Origin of the sequence: Ruminococcus sp. XPD3002 (genome assembly GCA_900119535.1) — a bacterium.
Classification (GTDB): domain Bacteria; phylum Bacillota; class Clostridia; order Oscillospirales; family Ruminococcaceae; genus Ruminococcus; species Ruminococcus flavefaciens_H.
Genome location: FPJT01000005.1, coordinates 197,418 through 215,094, shown reverse-complemented (window position 1 = coordinate 215,094; position 17,677 = coordinate 197,418). Strand labels below are relative to the sequence as shown.

General features: G+C 35.4%; 16 protein-coding genes. 13 read left to right on the top strand and 3 right to left on the bottom strand.

Annotated features, from left to right (window positions below; genetic code table 11):
* From BT127_RS06585 to BT127_RS06525, 13 genes are all read left to right on the top strand, one after another.
* A partial coding sequence (locus tag BT127_RS06585; protein ID WP_075424229.1) for a transposase occupies positions 1-222 on the top strand: 222 nt, incomplete at its 5' end.
* A gap of 17 nt (positions 223-239) precedes the next feature.
* A complete protein-coding gene (locus BT127_RS06580; RefSeq protein WP_139275449.1) occupies positions 240-1,112 on the top strand; it encodes an IS3 family transposase in 873 nt (290 codons plus the stop codon).
* Between the two features lie 137 nt (positions 1,113-1,249).
* Positions 1,250-1,534: a hypothetical protein gene (locus BT127_RS06575; RefSeq protein WP_075424227.1), complete on the top strand. Its 285-nt coding sequence runs from the start codon at positions 1,250-1,252 to the stop codon at positions 1,532-1,534.
* A complete protein-coding gene (locus tag BT127_RS06570) occupies positions 1,509-1,982 on the top strand; it encodes an RNA polymerase sigma factor (protein WP_318257181.1) in 474 nt (157 codons plus the stop codon). Before BT127_RS06575 ends, BT127_RS06570 begins: the two co-directional genes overlap by 26 nt.
* A 107-nt stretch (positions 1,983-2,089) precedes the next feature.
* A complete protein-coding gene (locus BT127_RS06565) occupies positions 2,090-2,863 on the top strand; it encodes a DUF4367 domain-containing protein (protein ID WP_075424225.1) in 774 nt (257 codons plus the stop codon).
* A gap of 199 nt (positions 2,864-3,062) precedes the next feature.
* A complete protein-coding gene (locus BT127_RS06560) occupies positions 3,063-4,100 on the top strand; it encodes a dockerin type I repeat-containing protein (protein ID WP_075424224.1) in 1,038 nt (345 codons plus the stop codon).
* Between the two features lie 154 nt (positions 4,101-4,254).
* Positions 4,255-5,094, top strand: coding sequence for a hypothetical protein (locus BT127_RS06555; protein WP_075424223.1), 840 nt, complete (start codon positions 4,255-4,257; stop codon positions 5,092-5,094).
* Positions 5,095-5,157: 63 nt separating this feature from the next.
* Positions 5,158-6,762, top strand: a complete 1,605-nt coding sequence (locus BT127_RS06550; protein WP_075424222.1) for a leucine-rich repeat protein — start codon at positions 5,158-5,160, stop codon at positions 6,760-6,762.
* 333 nt (positions 6,763-7,095) lie between these two features.
* A complete protein-coding gene (locus BT127_RS06545; protein ID WP_075424221.1) occupies positions 7,096-10,677 on the top strand; it encodes a DUF4474 domain-containing protein in 3,582 nt (1,193 codons plus the stop codon).
* Between the two features lie 13 nt (positions 10,678-10,690).
* Entirely contained in the window at positions 10,691-11,203 is a 513-nt protein-coding gene (locus BT127_RS06540; protein WP_075424220.1) for a DUF5104 domain-containing protein, read from the top strand.
* 224 nt (positions 11,204-11,427) lie between these two features.
* Positions 11,428-12,426 carry a hypothetical protein gene (locus BT127_RS06535; protein ID WP_139275447.1) on the top strand — a complete coding sequence of 333 codons (999 nt, stop codon included), beginning with the start codon at positions 11,428-11,430 and terminating at the stop codon, positions 12,424-12,426.
* Positions 12,410-13,018 (top strand): hypothetical protein, encoded by a 609-nt coding sequence (locus BT127_RS06530; protein WP_082334933.1) that lies wholly within the window; start codon positions 12,410-12,412, stop codon positions 13,016-13,018. The genes BT127_RS06535 and BT127_RS06530 overlap by 17 nt, the downstream gene beginning before the upstream one ends.
* 602 nt (positions 13,019-13,620) lie before the next feature.
* Positions 13,621-14,007: a hypothetical protein gene (locus BT127_RS06525; RefSeq protein WP_075424218.1), complete on the top strand. Its 387-nt coding sequence runs from the start codon at positions 13,621-13,623 to the stop codon at positions 14,005-14,007.
* Between the two features lie 60 nt (positions 14,008-14,067).
* Here BT127_RS06525 and BT127_RS06520 read toward each other — a convergent pair whose 3' ends face one another.
* The 3 genes from BT127_RS06520 to BT127_RS06510 form a co-directional block, all read right to left on the bottom strand.
* Positions 14,068-15,933 carry a plasmid recombination protein gene (locus BT127_RS06520; RefSeq protein WP_075424217.1) on the bottom strand — a complete coding sequence of 622 codons (1,866 nt, stop codon included), beginning with the start codon at positions 15,931-15,933 and terminating at the stop codon, positions 14,068-14,070.
* A gap of 273 nt (positions 15,934-16,206) precedes the next feature.
* Positions 16,207-16,548, bottom strand: coding sequence for a hypothetical protein (locus BT127_RS06515; protein WP_075424216.1), 342 nt, complete (start codon positions 16,546-16,548; stop codon positions 16,207-16,209).
* Positions 16,548-17,633 carry a DUF3991 and TOPRIM domain-containing protein gene (locus tag BT127_RS06510; RefSeq protein WP_075424215.1) on the bottom strand — a complete coding sequence of 362 codons (1,086 nt, stop codon included), beginning with the start codon at positions 17,631-17,633 and terminating at the stop codon, positions 16,548-16,550. The genes BT127_RS06515 and BT127_RS06510 overlap by 1 nt, the downstream gene beginning before the upstream one ends.
* Positions 17,634-17,677 lie beyond the last annotated feature (44 nt).

Below are 17,677 nucleotides of genomic sequence, written 5' to 3'. Positions count from 1 at the left end.
GGACTGAAAAAGGCTGCTCAGCAGTTAGGTATCCAGTATTACACACTGTCTGATTGGCGTACAAAGCGAAATGCCGCTGCCAAAGCTAAGAAGTATCAGATGACCGACGAAGAGCTTAAGCAGCGTAATCTTGAGCTTGAGCGCGAAAATGCCGAGCTTCGCAAAGCAAATGATATTCTCAAGGACGCACTCGGTTTTTTCGCAAAAGACCGGAAGAAGTAAAGACAAGCGAACGTCACCTGTTCGTCAATGAGTTCCGTAGCAAGTACGGAGCGAAAGCAATATGCAGATTTCTGAAAATCAGCGAATCAGGCTATTATCGCTGGCTCAGGAATCAGGGCAAGATAGGTGCAAGGCAGCTTCTTCTGGTCAAAATACAGGAAATTCTTTCAGAGCATCCTGACAATAAGAATTACGGAGTCAGAAGGATGCAGTCAGCTCTTGCACAGAAAGGCACTCATGTCAGTCTCAGAACAGTATACCGGACTATGAGCGAAGTCGGGCTTATCCACAGACATCGCAGACCTCACGGTATCACAAAAGCTGATACTGAAACTCAGGACAGAGAGAATCTGATCAAAAGAAACTTCACTGCAGACAAACCGCTGAAAAAACTGTTGACTGATATTACCGAGGTCCAGTGCGCTGACGGAAAGCTCTATGTTTCACCGATTCTCGACTGCTTCAACGGTGAGATCATTGCTCTTGAAATGCGTGATAACATGAAGAAGGAACTTTGCATAGGCACCGTAAAACAGCTGCGTGAAAAGTACGGCAGACTCGAAGGAACTGTTCTTCACAGCGACCGTGGCTGCCAGTACACAAGCTACGCTTTTCGCAGGGAACTTGTAACAAATGGGCTCATCCAAAGCCTCAGCGGTACTGCTCACTGCTATGACAACGCTCGTATGGAGAGCTTCTTTGCCACGCTGAAAAAAGAAAAGCTGTATCAGATCCCGACCTACAGAATGAAACGTGAAGAAGTCAAAACTGTCATATTTCGATACATCTTCGGTTATTACAACACCCAGAGGATCAACAGCTTCAACGAGGGCGGCCTCCCACCTGTGGCACTAAGAACTTCAACTGGGCTGGCTCATCACGCCGCCTGACTCCTGCCTATCCAAGATTTTGGGTATTCTCCGACTGCACATTTCTTGACAATTCCAAAAAGCTGTTTTTTTAGTGATATTTATATAGAATGGTTTTAAGTTATGCTATTATAGAAGAATAAAAGAGGTGGCTATAAATGAAAAGAAAAGTGTTATCGAACAAATTATCAGAACTAAATAAAGAATTGGTTACTGATTTAAAATCAGCACTTGATTATGAACTTGAAAAACCATTTGAAAAATGGAATGTAACTAATATTATAAATCTATCTAATGCAATAGCAGATATCAAAGGGTATACTCTGTCAGAAGAAGATGTTAAGCGAAGAACTGATTCGATACTATCAGAGGTAAATCATATAATTTCCGGGAAGGAGGGGTTTTCAGTTGATAGAAATGGACTTATGCAGGATAATAGTTGAAAGATACTATTGTGATATATATAATTTCTGTAATTACAACTTAAATGATAGTAGCGCTGCAGAGGATTGTGCTCAGGAAACGTTTTTAGAATTATTCAGGAAGCGAGATAAACTATATTTTACAGAAAATATCCTGACATGGCTTACTTTAACAGCTAAAAATGTTATAAAGAGATATAGGAACGCCAATCAGTACGAACACGAGGATATTTCCGATTATGCAGACAAAATACAAGATACATCGGATTTCAACCACAATCCAATGTCAATTATATATGATAATCTTTCACCGGCTGAAGCTGAAATGCTGATCAAATACATTTATTGTAAAAATACAAAAGAAAAGGAAGCGCTTGCTGAAGTCAATAATATATCTCCGGGAGCACTATATGTCAAAATATCAAGGATAAAAAAGAAACTGCGCAACAACATAAATAATAAACAATAAAATAGCTCTTATCTTGTACAGTTATACAAATAATTATATTTACTGTAAAAAAACAGGTATAAATGATGATTTATATATAAGAGCATGTGACGAAAGGTGGTAAAGCAATGGATAGCAAAGATTTTTTTGAAAGATTAGATGATATCGATAATATGCTGCTTAACGATCTTGATAAGGCTCTGAAGGCTGAATTGAATAAACCAAGAAACAAGATCAATGCAAAAAAGATAATAGAACTATCAAATGCAATAGCAGATATCAAAGGATATACCCCATCAGAAGAAGATGTTAAGCGCAGTATAGAGGCTATACTTGCAAAGCTGGATAATAAAGTTCCGAAAAGAAGGAAGGTGATAAAAACCCTTTCTACAGCAGCTGCCTGCTTAGTAGCAGTGGTTGTTTTAAATCAGGGCATAGCGTATGCCTTTGATGTTAAGATGTTCCCAAAGCTCTATGAGGTAGTAGACGGAGCAATAGTTATCCATATGGATCAGGACAGAAAAGAAACTCAGCAAATTCTTAGCGAAATCAAAACCAAATGTGCTGAATATGATATATCTTCTCCGATCATTACATATTTACCGGAAGGATTTGCATTAACCAAATTAGATTATCAATATAATGGATTGACGATTTGGTTAGATAAAGGTGATGTGCGTGTTAGTATGATATATGTGTTTAATGTTCATGGTGGCAATGTAGGTCTTCCATCAGATGAAGGCAATGTTGAAGAAAAAGTAATTAATGGTAAACCATATTTAATTAGTATGGAAGATAATCAATACAGGGCACTGTATGTTTCGGACAAATTTATTTTTAACTATACATCCCTTGGTTTGGATTATCAAGAAGCGGAAAAAATGGTCAATTCATTATCCTGAATGGAGGATTAAAAATGAAAAAGTCTTCGCATGGTTAGATAAGAGCAGAGGAATTATTAAATTACATAAAAGAAAACCAAATAATTTCTGTAAAAAGTGAGACTTTTTTCATTCTGAAAAAACAGTGAGACAAATCCGCAGAAAATGTTACTAAGTAGTGAAAGGCAAAAACCAAGCCATAAGCAAAGGAGGAATCACTATGAAAAAGAAGATATTATCGATCATAACAGCTTTATGCTGCTGTTCAGCTATTCAGTTATCAGGTGTATCTGCTATGGTAGGCTATGAAACTGTAAATGATAGTGGTGAGATCTTAAAGGAAGTAAATGGACATACATATCAGCAGGTATACTGTGTAGATTGTCTTGAATACGGAGAAGATTTTCCTAATGAAGAAAAATTAGCAGATTACGATTTCCTTTATATAAGAACAGATGGAAAAGAACTCTTAGCATATGAAAAGCAACCTGATTATATACATTTAAACATAAATGGTAATGTTGATTTAAAGCAGCTTAGCGAATTTGTAAAAAAATTAGATTCTAAGGCTGGAGTAAAGGGAAACTATAATATAGCCGAAGATAGCGTAAGTGTGTATGAATCAGGATCTATTATAGGTTTTAATGATCTAAGCAAAGGAAAGGAAATAATCACAGCAATAACCAAACAATATGATAATATAACCGCAACCTATGTTAAACCATATATAATTACTAACCGTCAGCTTCGTACTACACCTACTTACAGCGGAGAATACGAAGAGGCAATTGAAAAATACATCTCAGACAACAATATAAATATGACAGTTCAGAATGTTGACTATTCTGATGTGATTAGCTCATATAAGCATCCAGAATTGATGTCTGAAAGTGAATGGGAACAGTATGACCAGATTGAACTGATATCTGAGACCGAAATGTCCGCGAAGGAAGTCCTCGAATTTGAGAACGAATTGTATAACGCAACAGGTATACAACCAATATGGAGCGTACTGGAAAGTGCGATGGGTGATTCTGAGGAATACAATGGTAAAGATGTACTTAACGGCGATGCAAACTGCGATAAGGAAGTTGGACTTGCTGACGCGCTGGCTATTCTGCAATATGTCGCAAATGTTGAAAAGTACCCACTGACAGCTCAGGAATTATTTAATGCGGATATCGTCGGCGACGGCGACGGCGTTACTCCTCTCGATGCACTCGAGATACAGAAGTGGGATGCATTTAAAATAATCTGATCTGAATATACACTCTTAATCAATAACGCGGCGATAACAATGTGGAATCTGAGACTACATTCTGGATAAACCAAAAGAAAAATGTTTTATAAAGGAGGGGAAATGTTAGAATAAAACTGAAAATAAATGATTAAAGAATTTAGGAGGTCTTACTATGAAAAAGAAGATGCTATCAATAATCATGTCTGCTGTTATGAGTACAGCTTTTATAGGCACGACTATCATGAACGTCAGTGCGGAAGATGATGTTATAAAAAACTATTCTTATTACAAATCTTTAAACAATACTCAGCTTTATGAAGAATATAAACAGTATCGTGAAAAGATAGAAAGACCGTTGGAAACTTACATAACTGACGAAGGCATTATCAAGAACGATTACGTAAAGGTTAATGCTAAATACATAAAAAGAGGAAAATTCGGTGTAAAAGGGTTTACTATTGAACCGTTGGAATCTATTCTTATTGAAAAAAATATTACTACTCTTCCAGACTATATTACAAGTGATGATTTGTCTATTGACCATGAACTTTTAGGATTTGACAGTAATTATCAGGGAGAATTTGATATTTACCTTGCTGATATGGATGAAGCGGTAATTATCAAACCACTTGAAGCATTGGTGGCAGACACGAACAGAACTGAAGATACTAAACAGGCGGAGGAAGTAATTTACGAATGTATGCGATGCGAGCTTACAATATATAATTCTTCTTTTTTTGATAGCTATCGTTCAGAATGCGGTCTATTGATTGCGGACGGTCTTCTGCCCGGTGGAGGAAAAGCAGAAAAATCAAAAATAGGTGATGCCAACGCAGACGGCGAAGTCGGACTTGCAGATGCTCTGACAATACTCCAGTTTATTGCTAACTCTCAGAAATATCCTATGTATGAAGAAGGCTTTGAGGTTGCTGATATCGTCGGTGACGGCGACGGCGTTACTCCTCTTGATGCCCTCGAGATACAGAAATGGGATGCATTTAAAATAATCTGATCTGAATATGCACTATTAATCAATACTGTTACATTTACAAATTAAATAAAAGGAGGAAAAAACATGAAAAAGACAAACAGAATTATTGCGGCTATGATGGCTGCAGCAATGCTTCCCGCAGGAAGTATGACGGCGAGTGCAGGTGATTATTATTCTTCATACGATCCCGATCGTAATCTCCGTATTTTTGAAGGTACAGAGGAGTACATAACCGAGCACTATGTAAACCCCGCACCGGAAACAGAGGTGGATATGTCGCTCTTTGACGACTTTGTGCGCTACAGCCTTGAGATTCGCGACTATGACTCCCTCTCCGAGGAGCAGAAGGAGCTCTGCAAATACGTCTATACGACAGAGCGTTCAAGCACTGCAAGCACAATATGTTCCCGTGCGAGATTTGAGCTTCAGGGCAAGCCTGTGGGTAGAATTTCACTGGATGATCCCGATCCCAGCATCAATATCACTACACCTGCGCCGGCATTTTACAGCGTTCGCACGGACATTCCGTATATTGTATCTGATATAGGTTACGTTGATCCGGCAAATCTTAACGGAGCAAGTAGAATAGGTGAATACTGGCTCAATGATGAAGGAACAGAGCGCGTTATCGTGAATAACGATTGCAGCTATGAGGTAGTTAAGGTAGTTTTCACCGATGAACTCCCCGAGGGTGTGAGCGAAAGCAATCCACGTGTTTTCAAGGCTGCTGACGGCGGCTATATCGTGGCTGAACCTTACTATATTACCGAAGAAGCCGAATATGAGACATATACCTCAGATATATGGGTGTACGCTCTTCTTCCGGACGGAAACGCAGTTATCGTAGACTCTACTCTTCCAAAATTTGAAGAGGATAAGATAGATGAAACGATCACATTCCCCGCAGAGCTTGACGGACATCCTGTCGTAGGTGTATTCCAGGCGCTGTCATTTACAGGTGTTACACGCATCGTTGTTCCCGAAAATATACGTTGTATCAGTGGTATCAAGGATATGCCCTATCTTGAAGAGATAGTTATTGATTCACCGGAGATGTCACTTACAGGCGGAAGTATTCTAAGCTGTCCGGAGCTAAAAAAAGCGGATATAAACGTAAAGGAGATCTATGCAGGAGCTATCTCTGAGTGTGAAGCCCTTGAAACACTGAATATCAAGGGAGCTAAGCGTATATCATCCTATGCGTTCAGCCGCAACCTTCCCGCACTGAAGAATGTTACTCTTCCGAAGGAGCTTGAAGCTATCGGACAAGGCGCGTTTATCGGCACGGCAGTAAAGGAGCTTACCTTCACAAGCGCTCTGAAGCTCTCCGGTCTGATTGGTACAGTTCCCGCCTATACTTATGTCGGCGGTGAAAAGATCGATTCACTTGCAGATCAGAATGCGGTACTGATCGCTGAAAAAGACTGTATTATCAAGGGGTTCAGCAATACAGAGATAGAGCGTTATGCAAATGCCCACGATATGACTTTCGTTGTTCTTGATGGTGAAAAGGGTGATATCAACAATGACGGAGACATAAATATCGCAGATGCAGTTGTACTCAAAAGCTTCCTTCATGCAAAGAAGAATTCTATTCTTGTCGACTGGAACGCCGCCGATCTCAACAGCGACAGCTCAGTTGATGCCTATGATATGATATCCATGAGAAAAAAGATATTAAGCGAGTAAGACTTCTAAGAATTATAAAAGCCTCCTGATTCTTTTTGAGCCGGATAGCTTTATTATGTAACACTCCATGGTGAAACTTCATTTACTATTATAAAACCAAGTCCCCTTTATGGGGACTTGGCACTAAAAAAATACCGGTTATCAACCGCCTGAGTATCGGATCTCACCGTTATTCAGGCGGCTTATTATCATAGCTTTTAGGTTTGATCAAGACTGTTATACTAATAATTAATCAAACGGCAAATCATATTAATTTTTTAAACCGTCTTATTATTAAGATTTTATATATTGAATTTATGTGTTCTGTATTGTATAATATAGAATTATAAAAAATTGTTATATAGGGAGACATTCGATGAAAAAGTAATCAAACAGTTTATTTCAACCGTCCTTGGTGTAGCTATAACATCAAGTTCAGTTCCTTTCACGTCAGTTCAGGCAGAAGAAATTATTACAGAAAAATATCCTTATACCTTATTCGCAGGATCATCAGATGAAGGAGCAATAAACATCAATTCCAATAATGTGTGTATTAACGGAAATATAGCAACAAATGGTACAATAACTACAACAGCTGGTAATTTCAATATTAATGGAATCAAGGCTGAAAATGTTGATGAACCAATAATTTATTTCTTTAATAAGCTTGATACAGCTTATTTTGATACATCTGCAACAGCAACATACTCTGAAGACTATTTCTGTGAGGAAACAAATATAAACATTAATACTCCGATTGAAGCAGAAGGAGATATCACTTTAAAGGGAAATATAAATATTTCAAGCGGATTAAAAGCACTTAATGATGTTAATCTGAGCGGAAACGTCGAAAATACACAGCACTCAGCTATATCCTCACAAACAGGAGATATTATCATCAATACTGATAACGTTAATCTCAATGGTATAGTATATGCCCCTTACGGATGCGTAAATATATCAGCAATGAATCTGAATATGAATAGTGTCATTATTATTGCAGACAAAATAAATATATCCTGTCCGAATTTCAATGCAAATTATAATATTCAGATGGGCGAGTTTATAGGACTTGAATCGGAAGAAACTGAATACGATACGGAATTGAATGATAGCGATAAAGATGGACTTCCAGATATATTTGAAACGAAATTAGGCACTGACATTGAAGATTCTGATACTGATGGTGACGAATTAACTGACTATGAGGAATTCTTTATTACTGGAACAGATCCTACAATATATGATTCAGTTCACGAAGGAATTTCAGACTCTGATGCAGACTGCGATGAGGACGGACTCTGTAATATAGATGAAATAGCAAGAGGAACCGATCCGCGTGACTCTGATACGGACTTGGACGGGCTTACTGATTATGATGAGATATTTATATATAACACAGATCCGCTCGTTGCTGACAGTGATAACGACAGTATTGATGACGGTTCTGAGGTAAAGCTTGGTCTTGATCCAAATAATGCTCTGACTTATGGTATTCCTGACGGAGAATATAAGATATCTCAGGTTATTACAGCAGATAATGGAATTCTTTCTGCTTTTAACACAGAGGAAAGTCCATATACTCTGTCTATAGAGATGAAAACAAACAGAGATATTGAAAAAGAAATAAGTGTTTCAAACAGTGGATATTCCAACGTTATAAGCAATGACGCGATGATAGGAGCCAGTCTTGATATATCACTTTCCGATAATTGTGATCCCGAAGATATCGTCTTAAGATATGATATTAAGGAAAGAGCTACAGAAAATACACTTGATAAATATTCATCACTTTCCGAATTACAGGGAATCAGACGACTCAATGTATTCAAATTCGATGAAGAAGAAAGAATGTTGATTCCTGTCGAGACAAAATTCAGTGAGGATAATAAACAGCTTTATGCGGAAGTGGATGAGCTTGGAACATATTGTATCATGGATATGGAGATATGGCTGAATGAACTTGGTGTGGAAATGCCTGAATCAGTTGATCCTGCTATATCGCTTAATCAGATGTCAAATATACAAATAATGGCAGCAGCTCCTAAAAATACTGAGCCTTTATATCTGTTGTTTATGCTTCAGACAAACTATATTCCTGTAGAAACTGCTGCATCATATGAACAAAAGCTTAATTCTGAGATCAACACTATAAAATCACTCAGTAAATATGCTTTTGATAAATATAAAGCACTGGATGTACATGTACAAGTCTTGACATACACTGATATAACAGCTTCTCCCATGCTTAATTCCAAAGGAGAAAACTATTTTACAGACTATAATGAGCTGTGCAGTAATTTAGATACTATTCAATATAGAGCCACTTTGAGTGAAGCAAACAGAAAAAATGCGTATATGATGGCTGAAATCAAATGTGAAGTTTTAAAGCATCCTAATACGTTTGCTTGCCTTTTCACCAACAGTTATACAGTTTTTTCTCCTCAAATAAGTAATGGTTATTTCTTTGATGATGCTTTGTATTGGTCAAAATGGCAAACCGTAAAAACCTATTGTTCACGTGTGTATCTGAATAAAGAGGATTTTAAACGCGATTCTCCTTATTTTTTTGATATTAAAGAAATATATGAAAATGCTCAAGATGAAGAGAAGGAGTTTGCGCCAACTGAAACAGCATTAGACACTTCAAATGATAGTAACTATGAGGCTCTGAGAGATTGCCTTATAAAACATGTTGAACATCTTTATGGAGTTACAGCACCAAAAGAGGATAATTCATTTGATATAATCGTGCCGACAAGGTGGAAGAAAATAACACTTAAAGGTACTCTTTCACCTGATAATGGAATAGACACAGACGGCGATACTCTTACCGACTGGGAAGAGGTCGATACAACCAAAATCAAGATAAACACTGATAATAGCATTGAGCTGCCCACATTTACAATAGCCGCTATGGTGGAGCATCTTTCTCGATTTAACAGCGCAGATTATAACTTCTTAACCAGAGATAATGCTCCACGACTGTATCTGCCTATCATATCCGATCCTACTATGATTGATTCGGATGGGGATGGACTATTAGACGGTTCAAGTATTGATTATATATATGACGTAAATATAAAACGTCAAGTTGCTCCCAAAGATCCAGAGCCATTATTATATACTGGATTATTTAATTTATGGAATACACAAATAAAGCAAATTGATAATAGTAATATATGCCATTATTACAATTGTGAAAATAATAATACAGATGTAAAAATCAACCAAGAATTAGCTGATTTCTTGGTAAAAAATCTATTAAAATATCGCACAAGTATTAACAATAACGAAGATGCTTTAAAAAACATTGCGATTTATTTAAAATATGCTTTTAATAATACTGATGAATTAAGTGCTGATCTATTAAACTTTTTATATGATGAAAACAATGTTGCTTATCATTCTAAGCCCGAAACATGGCAAAGAAATTTTGGATATAATGATTTATATGATGAAATATTTAAAATAGGTTCTACCATGTATTTTGGAAGAATTGATTTTAAAATTAAAAATGAACTATATGCTATTTGGGTATGGAAAGGTGACTATTGGAGTCTAAAAAGTGGAGCGGAAGTTGGTATATATAAATTTGATGATAATTATTATGAAACTAATCAATACAGCTCTATTGATTTTGAAGTTCCTATGACATTGAGTTTGTATAACTATAACGGCAATGGAATATATGATAATATATTTAATTGGATACCTGAAGAAAATCAATGGTGGATTACTGGATTTAATATTAATTATATTGAACCACAACCACAAAACATGGTTGTAGTTGCATCTATTGATTTAAGCGAACATGAAGATTTATTTAACGGAATAATAGATAGTAGAAATGTAGAATATCTTGGATATATATCGCAAAAAAACATAATTTATGATGTAAATTCAAAAATGATATGGTTACAATGGTATAATTAAAAGGAGAAACAATATGAAATATAAACGCAATCATTTTCTTTTTATAATTTTAATAACATCCATGCTTCTTATAAATTGCTCATGTAATAATAAAAAAGAGGATAAAACTCCGGATCAATTAGCCAAAGAACTACAAACCAAAGTAGTAGAATGTTTTATTAATGATGATAAAGAAGAATTGAAAAAATTGTTTAGCAACTATACTATAGAAAAAACCAATAACATTGATCAGGAAATAAATGAAGCTTTTGACTTTATAAATGGTAACATAATTTCTTATGATGAACCTATTTCAAGGACTATAGGCAATAGCGATAACAAATCATATGGAGCGTCTACCGATAACATCATTACTGATAAAGGTTCATCATTTAAAATTGGCTTTACTGGATGGCTTACAAATGCTAATAATTCAAATATGATAGGTATTACATATATACAAATATGTGATTTAGGCGTAACATATGATGCAAATAACAATGTAGAATACAATGGTATTAAGTATATTGGTTACGTAGATGATTAATGTGTCATGCTAATGGAATAGACACAGACGGCGATACTCTTACCGACTGAGAAGAAGTTGATACAACCAAAATCAAGATAAACACTGATAATAGCATTGAGCTGCCCACATTTACAATAGCCGCTATGGTGGAGCATCTTTCTCGATTTAACAGCGCAGATTATAACTTCTTAACCAGAGATAATGCTCCACGACTGTATCTGCCTATCATATCCGATCCTACTATGATGGATTCGGATGGGGATGATATTCCGGATAATGAAGATCTTGAGCCGTTGAAAATATTCTTACATGAGTTGCTTCAAAAGCTTGAATTGATGGAAAAATATATCGATGACTATAAGAAGTATCTAATAAATAGTGATTACAATAATTATGACAATGCTATGCAGGATATAATAACAGAAATAATTAATACTGAAACTTCGATAATATCAATAAATATCATAAGAAATCTTTATTATGGCTGGGAAGGGAACACTGCTAATGGTGTAAAATGGACAGTTACAGACGGTACAGATTTTCCGTTAGTTAAAAATTACATCTGTGAGAAAGACAGCTCAATATTAGAATATTTTCGTATGTATAATGGCAGAAAATATAAATCACCTGAATTAAAGCTTTTCAAAGATAAAACCGACCAAGAAATCGATTTATTACATATGTTAGCTACATTAGGCGGACAAGGTCATGATGAAATATCACTTTTTTTGTTATTCGGAAAAAAGGATACAATAGAACCGCCACTATCAGGTTGGGCTGGAGATTTACAATCTGCTATACAAGATTTAAGAATTTTTGCAAATAGCACTGAATATGAGCCTCGGCTTATTGAAGATAGTTTTTATAAATTAATTGTTGGAGAGATTAGCATTAATACTCCATTAAAATTAACATTACAAGATTTATTAGCTGATATAGATGCTCAAAACATACATAATACCTATTCCCAAAAGGAAACACTATCATATATGATAAAAAACTATTATACTTATCATACAGATACCAGATTTACTGACTTTGTTGATAGCTTTGGTGGAATAAATGAATTTTCTGACCTTGTATATTCTTATACAAGAGGAAACGATCCTGTTAAGCATTTAATCTTACATTTCTTTGCATTAAGAAATGGAGATATATTTGTTACAACTGATGAATCAAATATATTATGGAAAGTATTCATGCGAGTCATAAAGGAGAAAATAAATGAAGAAAGCAATTAAAACTATTTTCATAATAACAGTATTGTTAGTATTTTTAATTATTATTCTGCTAATTTGGTCATTTTTTGGCATAAGATACCACATAAAAACCGAGTATGGTGATTCATTTACAATTATTCGCTCTATATGGACTGAGGATATAATAATTAATGATGACAATTCAAATTATTGTATGTCTTTATTATCTTTTAATGGAAAAGAGGATTTTAAAAGCATATGCAACTCCAAGTTTTTTTTATGTTATAATATTAAAAATGAAAAAGAAAATTTATACATTTGTAAGTTGAAAAAAAATAATAGTTTTTTTAGTATAAATGAAAATATTAAAGATTTAATAAAGTATAGAATTATTAACGCCAAGAATCATTACATTTACGATTTCTTCTGTGATTATCATTACATGGAAATTATTCTGCCTTATTTAGATGAATTATACCACGATGAAATGGTAGACATAGCACAAAAACTAACATCAGGTGACTATGAAGGTCTTGATAAATACGGTCTAACAGAAGAAATGATAAATGATAAGGAATCGCTTGATGAGAAAGTTAAAATAATGGAGGAGTACCTGAAAGAAAACACTGACTGATAAGATCAGCACTCAAACTGCTTTATGCTCAGTTTGAGTGCTGTCTTAAAATTGACTTTCACCTGATAATGGAATAGACACAGACGGTGATACTCTTACCGACTGAGAAGAGGTCGATACATCCAAAATCAAGATAAACACTGATAATAGCATTGAGCTGCATCAAAAAAGGGGGATATATTTGTTTCAGCTGAGGAATCCAATATATTATGGAAAGTATTCATACAAGTCGTAAAGGAGAAAATAAATGAGGAAAGCAATTAAAACTATTTTCATAATAATGGGATTATTAACGTTTTTAAGTATTATTCTATTTTGGTTTTTTTGGCATAAGATACCACATAAAAACCGAGTATGGTGATTCATTTACAATTATTCGCTCTATATGGACTGAAGATATAATTCTAAATGACGATAACTCAAAATATAGTACATCGTTATTGTCTTTTAATAGAAAAAATGATTTTTTATCTATATGTGATTCGCCGTGCTTTAGATGTTATCAAGTTAAAAATGAAGAAGTTAATAAATATATATGTAAAATCAAAAGTCATGATAGCAACTTGTTATTTACTATTAATGTACATGATTTTGAAGGTACTATGTTAAATATTCAAGAAATGAAGAATTGGTATTTTTCTGATTTAATGTGTGATAGTCAATATATAAAAATACTTCTTCCATTTTTGGATAAATTATATCACGATGAAATGGTAGACATAGCACAAAAACTAACATCAGGTGACTATGAAGGTCTTGATAAATACGGTCTAACAGAAGAAATGATAAATGATAAGGAATCGCTTAATGAGAAAGTTAAAATAATGGAGGAGTACCTGAAAGATGGTGAAACTTCATTTACTATTATAAAACCAAGTCCCCTTTATGGTGACTTGGCACTGATAAATAACAAAAAGGACAGATACCTCTCAAATGGAAGTATCTGTCCTTTGGCTGTTATAGCCTGCTGTAAAGGTCTTTGCTTATAGTTTTGGAAACTTCTATATGAGCGCACGCTTTCGTAATGAGAACCTTTTTTTGAGAATCAATTATAATTGGAATACTCCGTTAGGAAGATTGTCTGCGTTTCTGTGGATGTTTTCTTTGCTGACAAGCTCCTGAACGTAAGTGCCGGCACGAACTTGTTCGGCAATAGAGATAGCGCCACTAAGTTCACGTATTTCTTTTTCAAGAGATTTAACTTCATTTTTTATTTCATCGTATTCATGCTTCGCTTCATCGGCAAGCTCTATTGCTTTATAATAATTAGTTGCATTGATATTCGGATAACGTTTATGATACAGTTCAGCTTGTTCCTTAGTAATTATATCGGATTCCTTCCCGGCGAATAAGACTTCAAACGCTTCCTGCCCTTTGGAAAGTCTCTGAACCTTATTTCGTGCTTCATTAACAGCTTCATTTTTTTCTTTCAATTGAGCTTCAGATTTTGCGAAATCTTCCTTCATAGATTGGATAGTAGCGCCTTCGTTGATCTTTTTGTTAAGTAAAAGAAGCTTATCCAGTTCAGCATCGTTAGTCCATGAGAAAGGCTGCTGCTTATATTTTTTGTGACAGGGGAGAAGTCCCTTCTTAAAAGTAACTGTATAGAAATGCATCGTACTTAGTGTTTTGTATGTAGGATGATTATTAGCTTTTGCTGAATTAATTTTTTCATTAAGCTCTCTTTCGAACTTAATGCTGTTTTGAATTCTGTTCTGTAAAGCACGTTCATTATATTCCTCGCCGAGAGACTTCAAACGTATAAACCTTTCAGCCTTTGGAGGTCGGACCGAGATATACTTTCCGAACTTTATCGTATATCCATCTGCTTGAAATTTTTGGTACAGATCTTTCACGTCAGTGCATTGCATAAGCAATCTATCAATGTCATTCATTAGTTTATCACGGAAAGATATCGATGAAGATCTGAATTCCTTTTCCCATTGTCTGATCTTTTCGACATAACATTCCTGAGCATCGAAACCATTTTCTGTTTCAACGTAAGGTATATTTGCAGCATCCATTCTGGACTGAATAAATGCTTGCTTATCAGGATCAGAGTAGAAAAATGACTTGTGCGGAGATGATTTTTCTTTTTCCAGTTTAGCAATCCTTTCTTCTGAATTCTCCGCAGCCATTTTCAATTTACGGATATTTTCTTCTGTAATCGATTCAGGTGAGATGAAATGCTGCTTCCTCAGAGCTTCACACATCGGAGCTTCTGCCATTTTATATTTGTATTCCTCTACAGTCATGTGTCTATGAAAATCTTGCTTCTCAGCACGAACATAGTTGTGATTATGTAGGATTTTTTCCATAGCCTTTCTTTCAGAAGCTTCCCATAAAACTAATTGATTGTTTTTGGTTCCTTTAGGAATAAACCCTTGTTCAATCAAGGCAGCTTTCATAGAAACACCTTTTTGCAAGCCATTATTTCTTCCCTGTGTGTAGTATGGGATGAAGTCAATATGAATATGCGGACTTGCTTCATCCATATGCAAAACTGCATTGAAAACAAAAAGATTTGGATTTCTTTTCTGAAAATCATTCATATATTCGTCTAACATCTGCTTTGCTATTTCACCACGGTCACTTCCACATGGAGTGTCTTCTACGTTACCGAACTGAATAATTGCTTCATAGAACGGAGATTCTCTTTTGCTATTACGCATATGTTCATAATAATCATCAATGATACGATCTTTTCTTGTTTGTTTATCGTTATATTCTTTTAACGCTCCGTCGAATAATTCATGAAACGCATCCTCGATATCTTGCCTCCTATATTCTACATTCAAAGATGTATTATATTTTTGTACATTACCCGCGAAATAGTCTCTATTATTATGACGTATATTTCCACCATGAGGAGCGTTTCCCTTACCAAGAGTGAAACTTATGCTGAAACTGTCCATATATACAATTCCCTTCTTTTTTTCAAAATAGCTACTAAAATGTATCCTTTTGTCAGAAAGGATACTGTCACGCAATATCTGTTTTGTCATAACCTAAAAGGTACAACAAAACAGAGCGTGGCGAATTTCGCCACTTTTGCGTAAGGAATCCTTCCTTAACCTTGCATAACTGCGTTTCGTGTCAGGTTGAAAACTGACATATTTTTCTCCTAAAAATATTGAAACTTGTTCTGTTAGCTCCGCTTCTTTTGGGAATTCCCAACCCCTTTTTTATTACTCATTCTCATCACTCCTGTTCATTATAGTTTCAATAATCTTATCAAAATACTGCTCAGGCATTTCCTGAACAGCAGCAATATAAATTGAAAACAGTTTTATTATAGTAGCTGCTTCTTTGTTGAAAAGATGAAAAGCTATCATTTCCTCGCCGTCACTAACAAATATTCGACTGTAATTTGTTATTGCTTTTTTTAATGCTTCTGCGTACTTTCCATACTTATTTGTTTTGTCTGCTTTTACAAAGCAATCCAAAACATACATCAATCCATTGGTCTGGTTGCGGCTGAAATACATTTCAACCGCAGCAGACTTTTTGTTTTCCTTTTTTTCTGCCATTATCTACTCCTTGTCATTTCCTGAGTATGCTCTTGCTTATGTTCATCTGATATTTTTTGACGAAAATCACTGATGACTCTCTGTTCCTCTGTCAGAAAATCAGGATGCTTACTCTGATATTCAAGACGTTCATTCCAGTCTTTAAAGTTATGAATGTCAAGCTTCTCAACAACAAAACTCGAACGAGTAAGCTCGTTGTTCTTTTCAAATTTTCTTCCGGCATCATCATTGTCCACCGCAGAAATCACATTAAGTCCCTGTTCTCTGAGCTGATCTACTACAAAATTTTTCAGACCAGCCATTGAAACAAACATTGTTCCTTTTAGCTTAGACTTATCATTGCACATGCTGTAAAAACTCATGAGATCTATTGCACTTTCAAATATAAAGGCTCTCACAGGTCTTACATCTTTTACAGGCACAAACTTGAAAAATGATTCTCCTGTTCCTCCAACTGTGCCTTTGAACCTTTTGTTTATGTCGAGTCCCTGAATCTCTCCGCCAACTTCTTTTCCGTCTTTATCTTTGTGAACGAAAACAGCATTTGTCCTTTTGAAAATCTGTTCTTTATCTTGAAGTGATCCCTTGATATCTTGTTCAGCCTGATATAATATTTTTTCATCGATAAACTCACGGATAATCTCATTCGGGATATTTCTGCCAGTGTGGAGATATCCGAATACCCTACGCTGAGTTGGTGCGTGATCAGGCATTATCATTTCTTTTGTTTCTTTGATTTTTTCCTGTGGCTTATCAGACTGACGAACAAGAACTGTACTTTTCTTCTGAGCAATTGTACCGGGACGTGTTCGTGATATATCTTGTCCTGTAAGTTCATAGACGGCATCCTTGAAGGATTTGTCAAGTATAAGAGTGAGACAATCAACAGAATTATTTACTCGTCCCACCTGATGATAGTGTGAGAACCAACTGTTAGTCTCAGGCTTTATTGAAAGACCTTTTATTTCGTTTATGTATATTTCTCCGCTGATTTTCTTTAAAGTGTACCCGCTGGTTCTAAAATAATCTACAAGATCAGCATGTCGAGCTTGTTCAATTAATTCATCGAATTCCTGTTCCTTCATTCTTGACCTCCTGTTAATACTATTGTATCAAGTACCATGAAAAA